15 protein-coding genes and 1 pseudogene are annotated in these 16263 nt (G+C 71.1%); 10 read left to right on the top strand and 6 right to left on the bottom strand.

Annotated features, from left to right (window positions below; genetic code table 11):
• Positions 1-41 precede the first annotated feature (41 nt).
• Entirely contained in the window at positions 42-551 is a 510-nt protein-coding gene (locus MCHUDSM44219_RS13800; RefSeq protein WP_048418812.1) for a cupin domain-containing protein, read from the top strand.
• Positions 552-642: 91 nt separating this feature from the next.
• The gene (locus MCHUDSM44219_RS13805) at positions 643-2343 is read left to right on the top strand and encodes a DEAD/DEAH box helicase (protein WP_048418813.1); all 1701 of its coding nucleotides are present in this window, start codon (positions 643-645) and stop codon (positions 2341-2343) included.
• Here the strand turns inward: MCHUDSM44219_RS13805 and MCHUDSM44219_RS13810 are convergent.
• From MCHUDSM44219_RS13810 to MCHUDSM44219_RS13830, 5 genes are read right to left on the bottom strand one after another with little or no spacing between them, the layout of a single operon-like run.
• Positions 2320-2805: an SRPBCC family protein gene (locus MCHUDSM44219_RS13810; protein WP_048418814.1), complete on the bottom strand. Its 486-nt coding sequence runs from the start codon at positions 2803-2805 to the stop codon at positions 2320-2322. The genes MCHUDSM44219_RS13805 and MCHUDSM44219_RS13810 overlap by 24 nt on opposite strands.
• Before the next feature lie 29 nt (positions 2806-2834).
• Entirely contained in the window at positions 2835-3797 is a 963-nt protein-coding gene (locus MCHUDSM44219_RS13815; RefSeq protein ID WP_048418815.1) for a TIGR03621 family F420-dependent LLM class oxidoreductase, read from the bottom strand.
• 10 nt (positions 3798-3807) lie between these two features.
• Positions 3808-4623 (bottom strand): HAD-IIA family hydrolase, encoded by an 816-nt coding sequence (locus tag MCHUDSM44219_RS13820; protein ID WP_048418816.1) that lies wholly within the window; start codon positions 4621-4623, stop codon positions 3808-3810.
• A 51-nt stretch (positions 4624-4674) separates the two neighbouring features.
• Positions 4675-6102, bottom strand: a complete 1428-nt coding sequence (locus tag MCHUDSM44219_RS13825; protein WP_048418939.1) for a PH domain-containing protein — start codon at positions 6100-6102, stop codon at positions 4675-4677.
• A 41-nt stretch (positions 6103-6143) separates the two neighbouring features.
• Complete coding sequence (locus tag MCHUDSM44219_RS13830; protein ID WP_048418817.1) at positions 6144-6626, bottom strand: PH domain-containing protein; 483 nt, start codon at positions 6624-6626, stop codon at positions 6144-6146.
• Positions 6627-6647: 21 nt separating this feature from the next.
• Here MCHUDSM44219_RS13830 and MCHUDSM44219_RS13835 point away from each other — a divergent pair, with 21 nt between their 5' ends.
• The 7 genes and pseudogenes from MCHUDSM44219_RS13835 (at position 6648) to MCHUDSM44219_RS13865 (ending at position 13933) form a co-directional block, all read left to right on the top strand.
• Positions 6648-7565, top strand: coding sequence for an SDR family NAD(P)-dependent oxidoreductase (locus tag MCHUDSM44219_RS13835; protein ID WP_048418818.1), 918 nt, complete (start codon positions 6648-6650; stop codon positions 7563-7565).
• Positions 7565-8767: a molybdopterin molybdotransferase MoeA gene (gene moeA / locus MCHUDSM44219_RS13840; RefSeq protein WP_048418819.1), complete on the top strand. Its 1203-nt coding sequence runs from the start codon at positions 7565-7567 to the stop codon at positions 8765-8767. Before MCHUDSM44219_RS13835 ends, moeA begins: the two co-directional genes overlap by 1 nt.
• 28 nt (positions 8768-8795) lie before the next feature.
• Entirely contained in the window at positions 8796-9494 is a 699-nt protein-coding gene (locus tag MCHUDSM44219_RS13845) for a phosphatidylserine decarboxylase (RefSeq protein WP_048418820.1), read from the top strand.
• On the top strand, positions 9491-10354 hold the full coding sequence (gene pssA, locus MCHUDSM44219_RS13850) for a CDP-diacylglycerol--serine O-phosphatidyltransferase (protein WP_048418821.1): 864 nt from the start codon (positions 9491-9493) through the stop codon (positions 10352-10354). The genes MCHUDSM44219_RS13845 and pssA overlap by 4 nt, the downstream gene beginning before the upstream one ends.
• 2 nt (positions 10355-10356) lie before the next feature.
• On the top strand, positions 10357-12552 hold the full coding sequence (locus MCHUDSM44219_RS13855; protein ID WP_048418822.1) for an AAA family ATPase: 2196 nt from the start codon (positions 10357-10359) through the stop codon (positions 12550-12552).
• 71 nt (positions 12553-12623) lie between these two features.
• Positions 12624-13028: pseudogene (locus MCHUDSM44219_RS13860) on the top strand (DUF1707 domain-containing protein); the annotation flags it as partial.
• 98 nt (positions 13029-13126) lie between these two features.
• Positions 13127-13933 (top strand): hypothetical protein, encoded by an 807-nt coding sequence (locus tag MCHUDSM44219_RS13865; RefSeq protein ID WP_048418823.1) that lies wholly within the window; start codon positions 13127-13129, stop codon positions 13931-13933.
• 6 nt (positions 13934-13939) lie between these two features.
• On the opposite strand, the gene MCHUDSM44219_RS13870 is transcribed toward MCHUDSM44219_RS13865, so the two are convergent.
• Positions 13940-15436 (bottom strand): potassium/proton antiporter, encoded by a 1497-nt coding sequence (locus MCHUDSM44219_RS13870; RefSeq protein ID WP_048418824.1) that lies wholly within the window; start codon positions 15434-15436, stop codon positions 13940-13942.
• A 56-nt stretch (positions 15437-15492) separates the two neighbouring features.
• Here MCHUDSM44219_RS13870 and MCHUDSM44219_RS13875 point away from each other — a divergent pair, with 56 nt between their 5' ends.
• Positions 15493-16176 carry a potassium channel family protein gene (locus tag MCHUDSM44219_RS13875; protein ID WP_048418825.1) on the top strand — a complete coding sequence of 228 codons (684 nt, stop codon included), beginning with the start codon at positions 15493-15495 and terminating at the stop codon, positions 16174-16176.
• Positions 16177-16263: the final 87 nt, after the last annotated feature.

Raw genomic sequence — 16263 nt, forward strand, 5'->3', positions numbered from 1 at the left:
GGCACGGCCCGCCTCGTCAAGAGCTCGTTATCCTGCAAAGTGTGTCGTTGTGGGATGTCAGGCAGGTGCCGCCCTATCCCCCGCCGCGCTACACCGCCGACCAGCCCGAGGCGAGCGCCTGGCTCAAGCGAGGTGACGAGCCGCCCGACCACGACTCGTTCGGTGTCGTGCAGTATCACTACCTGGCCGGCCAGGAGGCGACGAACGGCGACTACGGCCTGTACCGCGTGCGGATCGCCCCGCGGGGCGGCGGTCCCGGCCCGCACTTTCACCGCGGAATGTCCGAGGCGTTCTACGTCCTCTCCGGCACGGTGTCGCTGTACAACGGCACCGAATGGACCGACGGCGGAGCGGGAGACTTTCTGTATGTGCCGCCGGGCGGCATCCACGGCTTCCGCAACGAGGCCGACGAGGCCGCGACGATGTTGATGCTGTTCGCCCCCGGTGCGCCGCGCGAGCACTACTTCGAGGGATTGGCCCAGCTCGGCGAGCTCACCGAAGAGGAACGCCGCGAGTGGTTCGTCAAGAACGACAACCACTTCGTCGAGTAGCCGACAGACACGCCGACCCGCGGACACGCCGCGAAGATGCGGCCACGGAAGAGCCTGCCCTAGACTGCGATTCGATCGAAAGGAGTCGTGGGTGCGGGCTGACGCAGCGCCCAGCACCCAGACGCTTCGAGGTTGGCAGCGACGGGCGCTGGTCAAGTACCTGTCCGCGCAACCCCGCGATTTCCTGGCCGTCGCCACGCCCGGCTCGGGTAAGACCACCTTCGCTCTGCGCATCGTCGCGGAGCTGCTGGCGCAGCGCACCGTCGAGGCCGTCACGATCGTCGTACCCACCGAGCACCTCAAGATCCAGTGGGCGCAGGCGGCCGCGCGGCAGGGCATCGCGCTGGATCCGAAGTTCTCCAACTCGAACTCCCAGACGTCCTCGGAGTACCACGGCGTCGTCGTCACCTACGCCCAGGTGGCCAGCCATCCGTCGCGGCACCGGGTGCGCACCGAGAACCGCAAGACGCTCGTCGTGTTCGACGAGATCCATCACGGCGGCGACGCCAAGAGTTGGGGCGACGCGATCCGGGAGGCATTCGACGATGCCACCCGCCGGCTCGCGCTGACCGGGACGCCGTTCCGCAGCGACGACAGCGCGATCCCGTTCGTCACCTACGAGCCCGACCACGAAGGCCTGATGCGTTCGAAGGCCGACCACATCTACGGCTACTCCGACGCGCTGGCCGACGGCGTGGTGCGGCCCGTGATGTTCATGGCGTACTCCGGTGAGGCCCGGTGGCGCGACAGCGCGGGCGAGGAGCATGCCGCGCGCCTCGGGGAGCCGCTGACCGCCGAGCAGACCGCGCGGGCGTGGAAGACCGCGCTCAACCCGGCGGGACAGTGGATGCCCGCGGTGATCGCCGCCGCCGACACCCGGCTGCGCGGCCTGCGCCAGCACGTGCCCGACGCCGGCGGCATGATCATCGCCTCGGATCAGACGGCGGCCCGCGCCTACGCCGATCTGCTGACCACGATCACCGGCGAGGCGCCCACGGTGGTGCTCTCCGACGACAAGGGCGCGTCGGACCGGATCTCGCAGTTCTCCGCCGGCACGTCGCGGTGGCTGGTGGCCGTGCGCATGGTCTCCGAAGGCGTCGACGTGCCGCGGTTGGCGGTCGGTGTCTACGCGACCAGCGCGTCGACGCCGCTGTTCTTCGCGCAGGCGATCGGCCGCTTCGTGCGCTCCCGCCGGCCCGGTGAGACGGCGAGCATCTTCCTGCCCTCGGTGCCCAATCTGCTGCTGCTCGCCTCGGAAATGGAGGCGCAGCGCAACCACGTGCTGGGCAAGCCGCACCGCGAGACGCTCGACGACCCGCTCGACGCCGAACTGGCCGAGCAGAAGCGTGACGAGCCCGACGACGGCGAGGGCAAGATCGAATATCTCGGCGCCGACGCCGAACTCGATCAGGTGATCTTCGACGGCGCCTCGTTCGGGACGGCGACGCCTGCGGGCAGCGACGAGGAGGCCGACTACCTCGGTATTCCGGGCCTGCTCGATGCCAACTCGATGCGAGACCTGTTGCGCCGCAGGCAAGATGAGCAGCTGCAGAAGCGCACGGAGTCGGGCGCGGTGGTGCCGCCGACCACCCACGGGCAGTTGCGCGAGTTGCGCCGCGAACTCAACACGCTGGTCTCGCTGGCGCACCACCGCACCGGCAGGCCGCACGGCTGGATTCACAACGAACTGCGCCGGCGGTGCGGGGGCCCGCCCGTCGCCGCGGCCACCCGCGAACAACTGGCGGAGCGCATCGAGGCGGTGCGGGTGCTACAGCGCGAACTGACGGCCTGACGCCAGCTTCGCCAGGTTCGCCAGCGAGTTCTCCAGGTGGCTGGTCGGGAACGGCGGGAACGTGATGTGCTGCCGCAATTCCCCGGGCACGCCCGACCAGTCGTAGCTGAGCACGACACGGGTCTGTCCGGGTCCGGTGTCCTCGAGATCGTATCGCCATGTCCAGCCGCCGAATTCGAGCCGTCCGTCCTCGCCCTCCTGTCCCGGCTCCCAGGCGATGGTCCGGTCCTGTTCGTAGGCGATCACCTTGTTGGCCATCTCATAGCGCCCGTCGGGGTGGTTGTCGTGATACATCGCGATCCGGAAGATCTGCCCCTCCCCGGTGAGCGGTTCCCCGTCGAGGGATTCGCGCACCCACCCGGTGCCGTCGATGGCGGCATGGTTCGCGGGGTCGGCCAGCACCGCGAACACCGCGGCGGGTTCGACGTCGACAACGGTGGTGACGATGAGTGTTTCGGTCATGCAGGTCCGACCCCGCGGAGTCGGGGAACTCATCGCAGCAGCGTGATGACCTCGGCGATGTCCGAGAGTGCCGACGGCCGGCCCGCCCACTCGTCGAACACCGTCCAGTAGCTGACGCCGAAGGCGCGCCGGCGACCGAGCAGCTGCTCGGCCATCTGTTCGTGGGTGCCGATGAGGACAAAGGGTGAGTTCAGCAGCGTCTCGGGTGGGACCCCGAACTGCCCGGCCAGCTCGGTGGCCGCGCGCCGGCGGTCGTCGGTGACGACGACGGCCTGGACGAGCGCGTTGAGTTCGATCCGGTCGAAGCGCTCCCCCGCGGCGTCGCGGACCACCGCGATCCGGTCGGCCAGCCCTTCGCCGCCGAAGTGGGTCAACCGGACCGCGGTGGCGTCGCGGTTGTGCGAGATGCCCGCGAAACCCGCGATGTCGGCGATCCGGCCGGCAAGCTGCAGCACTCGGTCACCGTTGCCGCCGATGAGCATCGGCACCGGTTGCGGGGGCGGCGCGATCAGCTCACCGGCGGACGCCCGCACCCGGTAGTGGTCGCCGGCGACGTCCACGGCGTCACCGTCGAGCAGCGCCCGGATCAGCACCGCCGCCTCGGCCAGTCGCGACACCCGTGTCCGGGCGTCATCGAACGCGATCCCCGCCATGTCGTATTCGGACTTCATGTGTCCGGCGCCGAGGCCCAGTTCGAACCGCCCGTCCGAGAGCGCCGCGATGCCCGCGGCCTCGCGCGCCGTCTCGATCGGATGCCGGAAGTCGTTGTTGAGCACCAGGGTTCCGACCCGCAACCGTGTCGTCGCCACAGCGGCCGCGGTGGCACCGGCGAACGGCGCGGCCGACGGCACCAGGTGGTCGGCGAACGTGAGCACGTCGATGCCGGCGGCCTCGACACGCTGGGCGAACGCCCGCGACGGCGCGCCGCCGCGGGGCAGCCCCGCGGTCAGTCCGAATCGCAGCGGTCGTGAGCGGTGCGCCGCGGTGGTCACGTCCTCGACGTTACAGGCCGAGCAGCTCCGGCAGGTCGGCCACCGAATCGATGACGTGGTTGGGCTGCATCGCGAATTCGTCTGCGGCCCAACGGTCCAGCGTGTCCTGCCGGAACTTGCCGGTGCGCACCAGCACGCCGGTCATCCCCACCACCTGGGCGGCGAGCACGTCGTTGTTCAGGTCGTCGCCGATCATGTACATCTCGTCCGGGTCGACGCCGAGCCGGCCCGCGGCCGACAGGAAACCCTCGGGTGCCGGCTTGCCCACCGCGGTGGCCTTGCGTCCGGAGGTCTCCTCCATGCCGATCAGGTACATGCCGGTGTCCACCCGCAGCCCGTCGGTCGTGGTCCACGCGGTGCTGCGGTGCATGGCGACCACCGGCACCCCCTGGGCCATCCAGTCGTACACCCATGACAGCGTCAGGTGGGTGTACTCGGGTCCGGCGCCGCCGAGCAGCACGACGTCCGGCGCCTCGGGTGCCCGCGGACCGGTGAACTCGGTCGAGTAGACGAGATCGAGGCCGGGCATGTCCTCGCCGATCTGCCCGCTGTTGACCAGGAAGCACCGCGCGTCGGGGTAGCGGTCGCGGACGTAGTCGGCGGTCAGCACGGCGGCGGTGATCACCTCGTCGGCGCGCACCGCCATGCCCGCCTCGGTCAGCAGTTCGGCGATCTGAACCCGGGTGCGGGTCGTCGTGTTGGTCAGATAGGCGCACGCCACCTGGTTGTCGGCGAGCGTGCGCAAGGTGTCGGCCGCGCCGGGGATCGGCTGCCACGAGGTCACCAGAACGCCATCGATGTCGAAGAGCACTCCACCGATCGCCATGGTGCGACAGTAAACCGCCGCCGATGCAGCGCAACTCGGGCCCGGCGGTTCTCATCCCGCGGCGCGGGCCCAATCGGACGAGGTCAGCCACGGCGACGCCGTCGCCGCGATCGACCACGCGGTGTCGGCGGGCACGTCGACGAGCTCGTAGCGCTTGTCGCCGGCCGCGGTTGCGGCGACCAGGGTGGCCACTCCCGCGCGACGTTGCATGACGGTCTGACGAACGGTCCACGCGACGATGCCCGCCGCCGCCACACAGTCGCGGTGCCGCGCCACGCTACCCGCGCGCGTCACCAGCCAGCCGTCACCGACGCGGTGCCCGAGGGAGCGCGACCGGTCGGCGGCGAGCAACGCGCCGGCCACCGTCACGACCGCGAGTACCGGCCACACCCACGACGGCACCCCGAATGTCAGCGCGGTCACCGACAGCGCTGCCGCCAGGACCGCAGGCAGCGCCATCGCCCTCGACCAGCGCCGCCGAGTCGCCGCCGGCCCGTGCGCGGTGAGCGGGCCGCTCACCGCGTCGGGCTGGTCGATCAGCCGGGCCAGCACGGCCTCGGCGGTCGCCCGCGGGCACGCCGGGAGCAGTTGGGACGCCTCGCCCCCACCACCGACACCCGTCATCACGGCGTCGAGCCGCGCGCCGCCGAACAGCCGCACCAGCACCGGTTCCCGGAGGGTGCCGCCGCGCAGCCTGCGCATGTCGAAGGTGTGCTCCCGCACGCGCAGTAGGCCGTGGGACAGATGAAGAACGTCGCCGTCGCGGCGCAGTTCCAGGTTCGCGTACGTCAGCAGTGACCGTGCCACCGACACCACCACCGCGGCGACCAGCACCACCAGCCCGGCGGCTACCGCCGTGCCGATTGCGCCCAACGCGAGCGCAGCACCCTCACCGAACCGCGCCACCCGCGAGTCACGCAGCGCAGCAAGCACTCCCGTCTGCGCGAGAACGCCGAACGCGGCGGCGATCATCGCCAGTCCGGTGACGGTCAGCGGGCTGTACCGCAACCAGGACGCTTGCCACCGTGCCAGCACCTGCCCGGGCGGACTCCCTGCGAGGTCGCCCGCGAGCGGGGCCAGAGAGTCCGCGAGCAGAAGGGCGCGCAAGCGTGGCACGTTCTGTGCGGGCACGGCATCCAGCGCGAACACCGTGTCACCGGCGGCCTGCTGTCCGGTGCCGACCTCGAGCACGCTGAGGCCGAGGAGCCGGTGCAGCAATCGCGCGTCGGTGGATACCGAACGAATACGACTGCGGGGCAATGTGAGCGTGGAACGCCGCAGCACGCCGGAGCGCAGCCGGACCTCTTCCGCGTCGATGCGATAGGACGTGGTGAACCACCGCGCGATGCCGTAGCCGACCACCAGACCGACACCGGCCAGCGTCCAGAACGGGTTGCCCGTGGCCGACCCGAGCACCAATGACCCGATCAGCACCGGCAGCTGGCGAAGCACCTCGTGCACCGGGTGTACCAACAGCATGCGCGGGCTCAGCCGCACCCAGCCGTCTCCGCCCGCGCCGGTCACGTCGCGTCCTCGGCGCCGAGCGCGGCGATGTCGGTCAACCGCTCCACCACCTGGTCGGCGACGTCGGCGTCCAGCGCGACGATGCGCACCGCACCGGCTGACGACGCCGTCGTCACGGTGACGTTGGACAGCCCGAACAGCCGGTCCAGCGGCCCACGGTACGAGTCGACCGTCTGCACTCGTGAAATCGGCGCGATCCGGCGCTCCTGCACCCACCACCCGGACCTGACATAGACGGCTGTGGAGTCCAGATCCCATCGGTGCACCCGGTAGCGCCACAGCGGCGCCACCACCACCGAGACCACGATCCCGACGGCGGTGCCCGCGGCGACCACTACGTGCAGCCACAGCAGGCGCGCATCGACGACCATCCACACGACCTGCGCCACGACCACCGCCGCCCACGGGAGGGCAGCCCCGATTGCCCACACCGCCGGCGCTTTCCTGCTCGGAGGGTGCGCGGGCTCGAGAAGTTCCATGTCCTCAGTATCTTGATCCCCATGAGCGCGAAATGGACCGCTGACAACGTGCCCGACCAGTCCGGCCGGATCGCCGTGGTCACCGGAGCGAACTCCGGCATCGGCTACGAAGCCGCCCACGTCCTCGCCGGCCGCGGCGCACGGGTCGTGCTGGCGGTACGCGACCTCGACAAGGGCCGCCGCGCCCAGGAGTCGATCCTGCGGGCGCACCCGCGTGCCGAGGTGACGGTGCAGGAACTCGACCTGTCCTCGCTGGCGAGTGTCCGCAACGCCGCCGAGGCCCTGCGCGAGGCGCATCCCACGATAGATCTGCTGATCGACAACGCGGGGGTGATGTACCCGCCCAAACAAGTCACCGCCGACGGCTTCGAATTGCAGTTCGGCACGAACCATCTGGGCCACTTCGCGCTGACCGGCCTTCTTCTTGACCGTCTGCTGCCCGTCGCCGGGTCCCGCGTGGTCGTCGTCGCCAGCATCGCCCACAACATCCAGGCCGACATCCACTTCGACGACCTACAGTGGGAACGCGGTTACAACCGCGTCGCGGCGTACGGCCAGTCCAAGCTGGCGAACCTGATGTTCACCTACGCGTTGCAGCGCAAGCTCGCGGCCGCGGGGGCCCCCACCATCGCCGTCGCCGCCCATCCCGGCATCTCCAACACCGAGCTGATGCGCCACGTGCCCGGCTCCGGGCTGCCCGGTTTCTCCAAGCTCGCCGGCCTGGTCACCAACAGCCCGGCCGTCGGCGCCCTGGCCACCCTGCGCGCGGCCACCGATCCCGGCGTGCGCGGCGGCCAGTACTACGGACCGTCGGGGTTCCGGGAGCTGGTCGGGCATCCGGTGCTGGTGGAGTCTACCCGCAAATCCCACGACGAAGCGGTGCAGCAGCGACTGTGGGCGGTGTCCGAAGAACTCACCGGCGTCAGCTACCCGGTCTGATGCGCAGCGTCGAGGAGCACCGCCGGGTGGTCGCCGGTCTGATCACCGCGCGGCCGCCGGCGGCGCTGCCGCTGGCCGATGCCCTCGGCCTGGTGCTCGCCGAGGAGGTGGTCGCGGGGGTGTCGCTGCCCGGCTTCGACAACTCCGCGATGGACGGGTACGCGGTGCTGGCCGCCGACGTCGCGGGCGCCTCCGACGCAACGCCGGTGCGGCTGCCCGTCACCGAGGACATCCCGGCCGGTCGCACCGACATCCCGACGCTGCAGCCCGGCACCGCGCACCGCATCATGACCGGCGCGCCGCTCCCCCACGGCGCGACGGCGGTCGTCCCGGTCGAGGCGACCGACGGCGCCGTCGACACCGTCACGATCCGCGCCCGCGCCGCCGAGGGGCAGCACGTCCGGCGCGCCGGCGAGGACGTCACCGCCGGGACGACGGTGCTGCAGGCCGGTCAGGTGCTCACGCCGGCGGCGCTCGGTCTGGCCGCGGCGCTGGGGTTGCGGGAGCTCACCGTGACGCCCCGGCAGCGCGTCCTCGTCGTCTCCACCGGCACCGAGCTGGTGTCCCCGGGCACCGCGCTGGCGCCGGGACAGATCTACGAGTCCAACGGCGTGATGCTGGCGGCCGCGGTGCGCGATGCGGGCGCGGAGGTGATCGCGTCGCCGACCACGGGCGACGACGTCGACGCGTTCCGGGAGACGCTGCAGCGCCACATGGACGACGCGGACCTGGTGCTCACCACGGGCGGGGTCAGCGCCGGGGCGTACGAGGTGGTCAAGGACGCGCTCGGCGGGCCGTCGGGGGGCGTCGAGTTCGTCAAGGTCGCCATGCAGCCGGGCATGCCGCAGGGCGCCGGCTCTTTGGAGGGCACCCCGACGATCACGCTTCCCGGCAACCCGGTCAGCGCGCTGGTGTCCTTCGAGGTGTTCGTCCGCCCGGCGTTGCGCGCAGCGATGGGCCTGACGCATCCGGACCGGCCGCGACGCACCGCGATGCTGACCGAGGACCTCACCTCCCCGCGGGGGAAGCGGCAGTTCCGGCGCGGCGTGCTCGACCCGGTCACCGACACCGTCACCAGCTACGGCCCGCCCGCCTCCCACCATCTGCGGTGGCTGGCGTCGGCGAACTGCCTGCTCGAGATCGACGAGGACACCTCGGAGGTGGCGTCGGGCTCGCGGGTGCAGGTGTGGGACCTGCGCTAGGAGCGGGTCACCGTAGAATCGGCCCACGATGGCCAGACGCCCCGACCTCAAAACAGGCCCCGCGCGGCTGGCGGCCCTGATCCGTACGTCCGTTCCCCCGATGCACGCCGCGGGTCTGCCGTTCGTCGGCGCGAGCCTCGCGGTCGCCTTGGCCGGACGCCGGAATCGCTGGATTCGCCGTGCCGGGCTCACCTCCGCGGCCGCCAACGCCGCGTTCTTCCGTCACCCGCCCCGGACGCCACCGACGCGACCCGGTGTCGTCGTCGCCCCGGCCGACGGCCTGATCTGCCTGGTGGACGAAGAGGTGCCGCCGAGCGAACTCGGCCTGCCCGCAAAGCCGCTGCCGCGCATCAGCATCTTCCTGTCGCTGCTGGACGCGCACGTCCAGCGGGCGCCGATCGGCGGTGAGGTGGTCACCGTCCGGCACCGCCCGGGCCTGTTCGGGTCCGCGGACCTGGAGGCGGCCAGCGCCGACAACGAGCGCAACAGCGTGGTGATCCGTACCCCCGAGGGTGTGCAGGTGATCGCGGTGCAGATCGCCGGGCTGCTCGCCCGTCGCATCGTGTGCACCGCCAAGCCGGGCGACAAGATCGGCATCGGGGACACCTACGGCCTGATTCGCTACGGCTCGCGGCTCGACACCTATCTGCCCGCCGGCTCGAACGTGCTGGTGACCGTCGGGCAGCGCACGCTGGCCGGCGAGACCGTGCTGGCCGAGCTGCCATGATCAAACCCCGCAAGCCGCTGCTCAAGACGCCGGTGGTCAGCGCGAAGATCCTGCCCAGCGCGATGACGGTCGCGGCGATCTGCCTCGGGCTGAGCTCGGTGAAGTTCGCGTTGGACGACCGGCCCACCGAGGCGATGGCGTTCCTGGCGATCGCGGCAATCCTCGACGCGCTCGACGGCCGCATCGCCCGCGCCCTCAACGCCACGTCGCGGATGGGCGAGGAGATCGACTCATTGGCCGACGCCGTGAATTTCGGTGTGGCACCGGCGTTCATCGTCTACGGGACGCTGCTGTCCACCTCGCGGGTGGGGTGGATCGTCGTGCTGCTCTACGCGGTGTGCATCGTGCTGAGGCTGGCCCGCTTCAACGCGATGCTCGATCTCGAGAGACCCGACTACGAGAAGAAGTACTTCGTCGGGATGCCCGCCCCGGCCGGCGCGATCGGGGCGATCGGTCCGCTGGCCGCCAAGATGCAGTTCGGCGACGGCTGGTGGACGTCCGAGCCGGCCGTCGTGATCTGGATGATCGGCATCTCGCTGCTGGTGGTCAGCACGCTGCCGATGCGCAAGATCCACACGTTCTCGGTGCCGCCCAACATGGTCGCTCCGCTGCTGGCCCTGCTCGCGATCGGCGTGGCGGCATCGATTCTCTACGGCTACATCGTGATCCTGGTGATCATCTTCGGCTACATGCTGCACATCCCGTTCGCGATCCGCACCCGACGGTTCCTCGCGGCGCACCCGGAGGTCTGGGACGACAAGCCGCGCCAGCAGCGCGCAGCACGCCGGGCCATCCGGCGCGCCCAGCCCCACCGCCGGTCGATGGCGCGCCTGGGTCTGAGAAGACCGCCCCGGCGCTGACGATGGCACCGACTACGGCGCATCTGACGCTGACCGCGCGGCTGAACACCTCGGCCCTGGACTCCCGCCGCGGCGTCATCCGGCTGCACCCCGAAGCCATTGCCGCCCTCGGCATCCGGGAGTGGGACGCGGTGTCCCTGACCGGGTCGCGCACGACCGCCGCCGTGGTGGGCATCGCCCCCGACGGCACACCGACGGGTACCGCACTGCTCGATGACGTCACGCTGTCCAACGCCGGCCTGCGTGAGGACGCCGCGGTGCTGGTCGCCCCGGTCACCGTTTTCGGAGCCCGCTCGGTGACGTTGACCGGCTCCAATCTGGCGACCCGGTCGATCACGCCGGCCACCTTGCGTCAAGCGCTGCTGGGCAAGGTGATGACGGTCGGCGACACGGTGTCACTGCTGCCACGCGACCTCGGTCCGGGCACCTCGACGTCGGCGGCGAGCGCCGCGCTGGCCGCGTCGGTCGGCATCACGTGGACCTCGGAGTTGCTCACGGTCACCGAGGTCGACCCTGCGGGACCGGTGAGCGTGCAACCCAATTCGCTCGTCTGCTGGGGCACCGCACAGGCGGGCGCGGCGGCCCCCGAGCGCGCGGCGACCGGGACGCACGTCGTCACCGAGGAGGCCGCGCCGACGCTGAACTTCGACGACCTCAAGGGCGCACACACCCAGGCCGGCCGGCTCGCCGAATGGCTCAAGCTCGCCCTCGATCAGCCCGAGCTGCTCCACAAGCTCGGCGCCGCACCCAATCTCGGCGTGCTGGTGTCGGGTCCGGCGGGCGTCGGGAAGACCAAGCTGGTCCGGACGGTGTGCAGTGGCCGCCGACTGGTCGAGCTCGACGGCCCGGAGGTGGGGTCGCTGCGTCCCGAGGACCGGCTGGCCAACGTGTCCTCGGCGGTCGCCTCGGTGCGTGACGGCGGCGGGGTGCTGCTGATCACCGACATCGACACGCTGCTCCCGGTGCCGCCCGATCCGGTCGCGACGCTGATCATCGCCGAATTGCGTTCCGCGGTGGGAACTCCCGGTGTCGCGTTCGTCGCGACGACCGCGGTGCCCGACGCCGTGGACCCCCGGCTGCGGGCGCCCGATCTGTGTGACCGCGAACTCGGTCTGAGCCTGCCCGACGGCGCCGTACGTGGGCAGTTGCTCGAGGTGCTGCTGCGCGACGTACCGTCGGCCGACCTCGATCTCAGCGAGATCGCCGAGCGCACACCGGGTTTCGTGGTGGCTGATCTGGCCGCGCTGGTGCGCGAGGCGGCGCTGCGGGCGGCGGCCAGGGCCAGCGAGAACGGCGACGCGCCCGAGTTACGGCAGGAGGACCTCGCGGGCGCACTGAGTGTGATCCGGCCGCTGTCGCGGTCGGCCACCGAGGAGGTGTCGGTCGGCTCGGTCACCCTCGACGACGTCGGCGACATGGTCGAGACCAAGCAGGCGCTCACCGAGGCGGTGCTGTGGCCGCTGCAACACCCCGACACGTTCGCGCGGCTGGGGGTGGAGCCGCCGCGCGGCGTGCTGCTGTACGGGCCGCCGGGTTGCGGCAAGACCTATGTCGTGCGGGCGCTGGCCAGTTCGGGCCGGCTGAGCGTGCACGCGGTCAAAGGGGCTGAGCTGATGGACAAGTGGGTCGGCTCGTCGGAGAAGGCGGTACGGGAGCTGTTCCGCCGGGCCCGCGATTCGGCCCCGTCGCTGGTGTTCCTCGACGAGATCGACGCGATGGCGCCGCGGCGCGGGCAGAGCTTCGACTCCGGGGTCACCGACCGTGTGGTGGCCGCGCTGCTGACCGAACTCGACGGCATCGAGCCGCTGCGCGACGTCGTCGTGCTGGGTGCGACGAACCGCCCGGACCTGATCGATCCGGCCCTGCTGCGGCCGGGCCGACTGGAGAAGCTGGTGTTCGTCGAACCGCCCGACGCCGAGGCGCGGGCGCAGATCCTGCGCACGGCGGGCAAGTCGGTGCCGCTGGCCCGCGAGGGCGCCGACGCCGTGGATCTCGATGCGCTGGCCGCCCAACTCGACGGGTACAGCGCCGCCGACTGCGTAGCGCTGCTGCGGGAGGCCGCGCTGACCGCGATGCGACGGTCGATCGACGCCGCCGACGTCACTGCCGCCGACGTCGCCGCAGCCCGTGAGACGGTGCGCCCGTCGCTTGACCCCCTGCAGGTCGAATCCTTGCGCGCCTTCGCCGAGGGCCACTGAAACTCCATCTTGACAGTGCCTAGTTCAGTCGGCATGCTCTGACTAGTCATTGACAAGATGAGGGAGGACGCATGACAGCACCGCTGACGGCGCGGGCCGGCGATCGCGACCGCGAGGCCACCGCCGATCTCCTCGGGCAGGCACTGGCTCAGGGTTACCTCGACCTCGACGAGTTCGACGCCCGGCTGCGGCAGGTCTACGACGCGCACACCGCCCCCGACCTACGGCAGCTGACCGCCGACCTGCCGGTGGCGGAGCTGCGACGCAACGATCCGCGCCGGCATGCCGCCCGACGCGCCGCGGCCCGCCGCGGGGTCGCCCTCCATGCGGCCGGGTACCTGACGATGGTCGTCATCGTGCTCACCGTCTGGTTGGCCGTCGGGATCGGCACCGGAGCCTGGTACTTCTGGCCCATCTGGCCCATCCTCGGCGCGGGTATCGGTGTGGTCTCCCATGCCCTCCCCGTGCGCCACGCCCTCACGCGAGGGGTTTCCCCTATTGCTCCCGGGTTCGCTCCCTCTCTAGCGTCAGCAGTACGCCCTTGCGCACGCCGCGCGGGGCATGGGGGGCACTCATGGAGTTCTTCGCACGAACCAGCGCCGCCGTGGCGGTGGCGGTAGTCGCCGGGACGTCCGTCCTGGCTCAACCCGTCGACACAGCCGAACGGGCCGCACCGGTGCGTGTCACCGCTGCCGTCGAGTACACGGCCTCGTCCACCCCGTTGAGACCCCGGCCTGCCGTCGCACCGAACTCCGCCGCGGACGTCAGCACTCCGTTCGCCGACGCGATCGACGACGCGTTCATCGACCTCACGGTCGTCGTGCGCACGGGCATCACCCCGGTCCTCAATCGACTCGGGTTCGTCGGCAAGCAGATCTACATCGGCCTCAACCTCATCGAGAGTCTCACGGCCAGTGCGGTGTTCAACGGCACGGACATCCTTCGCGGCGAAGGTGTGGTCGCGAATCTGCGCGACGTCGCCACCGATGTCGGTTACTCGGCCCTGTTCGTCGCCATCGACGAGGTGTCCACCGTCATGTCGCCCGAAGCGATAGCGATCAACCGCCCGCCGCTCGACCGACCGGTGCGGTGGGAGGACGCCGACCCGCCCTTCAAGGGCAGACCGCTGTCGGTGCCCGACAGGGATCGCGAGGAGGTCGCCGCGGACGAGACCGAGAACGCGGCAACCGACGAGCGACCCTCGCGGGACGGCGTGTTCACCGCGTGGAAGGCGAAGAAAGCCGAGAGGGCCGAAAAGGCCGCCGAGGCGAGAAAAGCACGGCAGGAGCGCAGGGACGCCGTGAAGGTCGAAAAGGGCGACAGGGCAGACACTTCCGCGCCGGACGGCCAGGGGCCGGACACCTCCGGCGGCGACGAGTAACCGCGTCTACCCGGGCTCGCCGTACTCGTCGAACCAGTAGGCCAGCTTGCCGCGGCGGCTCACCGCCCGCAGCCGGCGCTCGGCCGCCTCCCGCGTCGCCGTCGTCGTCACGATCATCACCTCGTCGCCGATCTGCAGCCGGGTCAGCGGCTCCGGAACGAACGCCCGCCCGGCCCGGATGATCAGCGTGATCACACTCGGATCGGGCAGCCGCAACTCCAGCACCGTGACGTTGTGCAGCCGCGAGCCCGGGGCGACGGTCGTCGTCAGCAGCTCGGCCCCCAGCACGTCCAGGGGTGCCGCGTCCACATGGACCTCGCGGGTGGTGTCCCGCGGGATCAGGTCCAGCCACTCGGCGACCCGGCGCAAACTCGGCCCCTGCACCAGGGTGAACAGCACGACGAGGATGAACACGATGTTGAGCAGCCGGCCGCTGCCGGGCACACCCGCCACGATCGGATAGGTCGCCAGCACGATGGGCACCGCGCCGCGCAGCCCGGCGTAGGACAGGAACGCCTGCTCCCGCCACGGCACGCGAAAACCCCACAGCGACAGCACCACCGACAGCGGCCGGGCCAGCACCAGCAGCACCACGCCCGTCACGACCGCGGGGATCAGCTCGTCGAGCAGCTCGTCGGGCGACACCAGCAGGCCCAGGATGACGAACAGCCCGATCTGCGCCAGCCAGCCCGAGCCCTCGGCGAACGAGCGCGTCGCCGAGCGGTGTGGCAGCCCGGAATTGGCGAGCACCACACTGGCCAGGTAGGCCGCCAGGAACCCGCTCGCGTGCGCCGTCCCCGCGGCGGCGAACGCCAGCATGCCGAGCCCGAACGTCGCCAACGGGTACAGGCCCGCGGCGGGCAGCGCGGTGCGGCGCAGCGCGATCGCGCCGAGGAACCCGCACGCCAGCCCGATCAGCGCACCGACCACCAACTCGTAGACCAGGGTGCCGACGATCGTCACCGGCTCGAGCACCAGCGGCGTCACGCTGAACAGCAGCACCAGGATCACCGCGGGCGCGTCGTTGAAGCCGGATTCGGCCTCCAGCAGGCCGCCCAGCCGCCGGGGCAGCGGCACCACCCGCAGCACCGAGAACACCGCCGCCGCGTCGGTGCTCGACACGATCGCGCCCAGCAGCAGGGCCAGCTGCCAGTTCATCCCGAGTAGCAGATGCGCGGCCACCGCGGTGATCAGCGTGCTGACCACCACACCCACCGTGGCGAGCACCGCGGCCGGCGCGAGCACTCTGCGGATGTCGGCGAAGCGCGTCGTCAGACCGCCCTCGACCAGGATGACGCCCAGCGCCGCGGTGCCCAGATCCTGCGCCAGTTGCGCGTTGTCGAAGTGCAGACCGAGGCCGTCCTCGCCCACCAGCACGCCGACGCCGAGGAACAGCAGAAGGCTCGGCAACCCGGCTCCGGTGGCCAGCCTGGTGGCGGCGATGCTCGCCAGCAGCACCAGGCCCCCGATGAACAGCGCCACGTACAGCTCGTGCAGTGTCACTGTTTCCTCGCTGCAGGCACTTGTGTCGCTGTCAGTAAATCAGCACAGTCACTTCTATGCGGATCGCGATAGCCGGTGCCGGTGCGGTCGGCCGCTCCGTGGCCCAGGAGCTGGTCGACTACGGCCACAAGGTGCTGCTCATCGAGAAGGAGTACCACCGCTACGAGCCGGCGACCGTGCCCGGCGCGGAATGGTTCCTGGCCGACGCGTGCGAGGTGTCCTCCCTCGAGGAGGCGGAGATGCACATCTGCGACGTCGCGATCGCGGCCACCGGCGACGACAAGGCGAATCTGGCGATGGCGCTGCTGGCCAAGAGCGAGTTCGGCATCGGCCGGGTGGTGGCCCGCATCAACGACGCCCGCAACGAATGGCTGTTCACCGACGGCTGGGGCATCGACGTCGCGGTGTCGACACCGGTGGCCATGGTCGCCGCCGTCGAGGGCGCCATCGACGTCGGCCACGTGGTGCGACTGATGGCGCTGGGTCGCGGACCCCGCGAACTGCGCGGCGAAGGCAGCGCCAACGTCGCCTCCTTCACGCTGCCCCCGGACAGCCCGCTCGTCGGCCGGCGGGTCGGCGAGCTGGCGATGCCGCGGGACAGCGCGCTGGTCACGGTGCTGCGCGGCAACCGGCTGATCGTCCCGGAGGCCACCGATGTGCTGCGCGACGGCGACGAGATCCTGTTCGTCTGCGGCCCCGACGGCGAGGACCGCATCGAGGTGATGGTCACCGGCCGCTGACGCAGCCCGGGGGGCGGACGCCCGCGTCCCGCTAGACTGGGCGGCGGCTCTGACGCCCCACGACGAAACCGCCCGGACCGAGACGAA

The organism is Mycolicibacterium chubuense, from assembly GCF_001044255.1.
GTDB classification, from domain to species: domain Bacteria; phylum Actinomycetota; class Actinomycetes; order Mycobacteriales; family Mycobacteriaceae; genus Mycobacterium; species Mycobacterium chubuense.

What these genes read in the sequence shown, in the direction of transcription:
- MCHUDSM44219_RS13810 (WP_048418814.1), bottom strand. Translation starts at nt 2,805, where the DNA reads ATGACCGAAACACTCATCGTCACCACCGTTGTCGACGTCGAACCCGCC.
- MCHUDSM44219_RS13820 (WP_048418816.1), bottom strand. Translation starts at nt 4,623, where the DNA reads ATGGCGATCGGTGGAGTGCTCTTCGACATCGATGGCGTTCTGGTGACC.
- MCHUDSM44219_RS13825 (WP_048418939.1), bottom strand. Translation starts at nt 6,102, where the DNA reads ATGCTGTTGGTACACCCGGTGCACGAGGTGCTTCGCCAGCTGCCGGTG.
- MCHUDSM44219_RS13830 (WP_048418817.1), bottom strand. Translation starts at nt 6,626, where the DNA reads ATGGAACTTCTCGAGCCCGCGCACCCTCCGAGCAGGAAAGCGCCGGCG.
- MCHUDSM44219_RS13835 (WP_048418818.1), top strand. Translation starts at nt 6,648, where the DNA reads ATGAGCGCGAAATGGACCGCTGACAACGTGCCCGACCAGTCCGGCCGG.
- moeA (WP_048418819.1), top strand. Translation starts at nt 7,565, where the DNA reads ATGCGCAGCGTCGAGGAGCACCGCCGGGTGGTCGCCGGTCTGATCACC.
- MCHUDSM44219_RS13845 (WP_048418820.1), top strand. Translation starts at nt 8,796, where the DNA reads ATGGCCAGACGCCCCGACCTCAAAACAGGCCCCGCGCGGCTGGCGGCC.
- pssA (WP_048418821.1), top strand. Translation starts at nt 9,491, where the DNA reads ATGATCAAACCCCGCAAGCCGCTGCTCAAGACGCCGGTGGTCAGCGCG.
- MCHUDSM44219_RS13855 (WP_048418822.1), top strand. Translation starts at nt 10,357, where the DNA reads ATGGCACCGACTACGGCGCATCTGACGCTGACCGCGCGGCTGAACACC.
- MCHUDSM44219_RS13865 (WP_048418823.1), top strand. Translation starts at nt 13,127, where the DNA reads ATGGAGTTCTTCGCACGAACCAGCGCCGCCGTGGCGGTGGCGGTAGTC.
- MCHUDSM44219_RS13875 (WP_048418825.1), top strand. Translation starts at nt 15,493, where the DNA reads ATGCGGATCGCGATAGCCGGTGCCGGTGCGGTCGGCCGCTCCGTGGCC.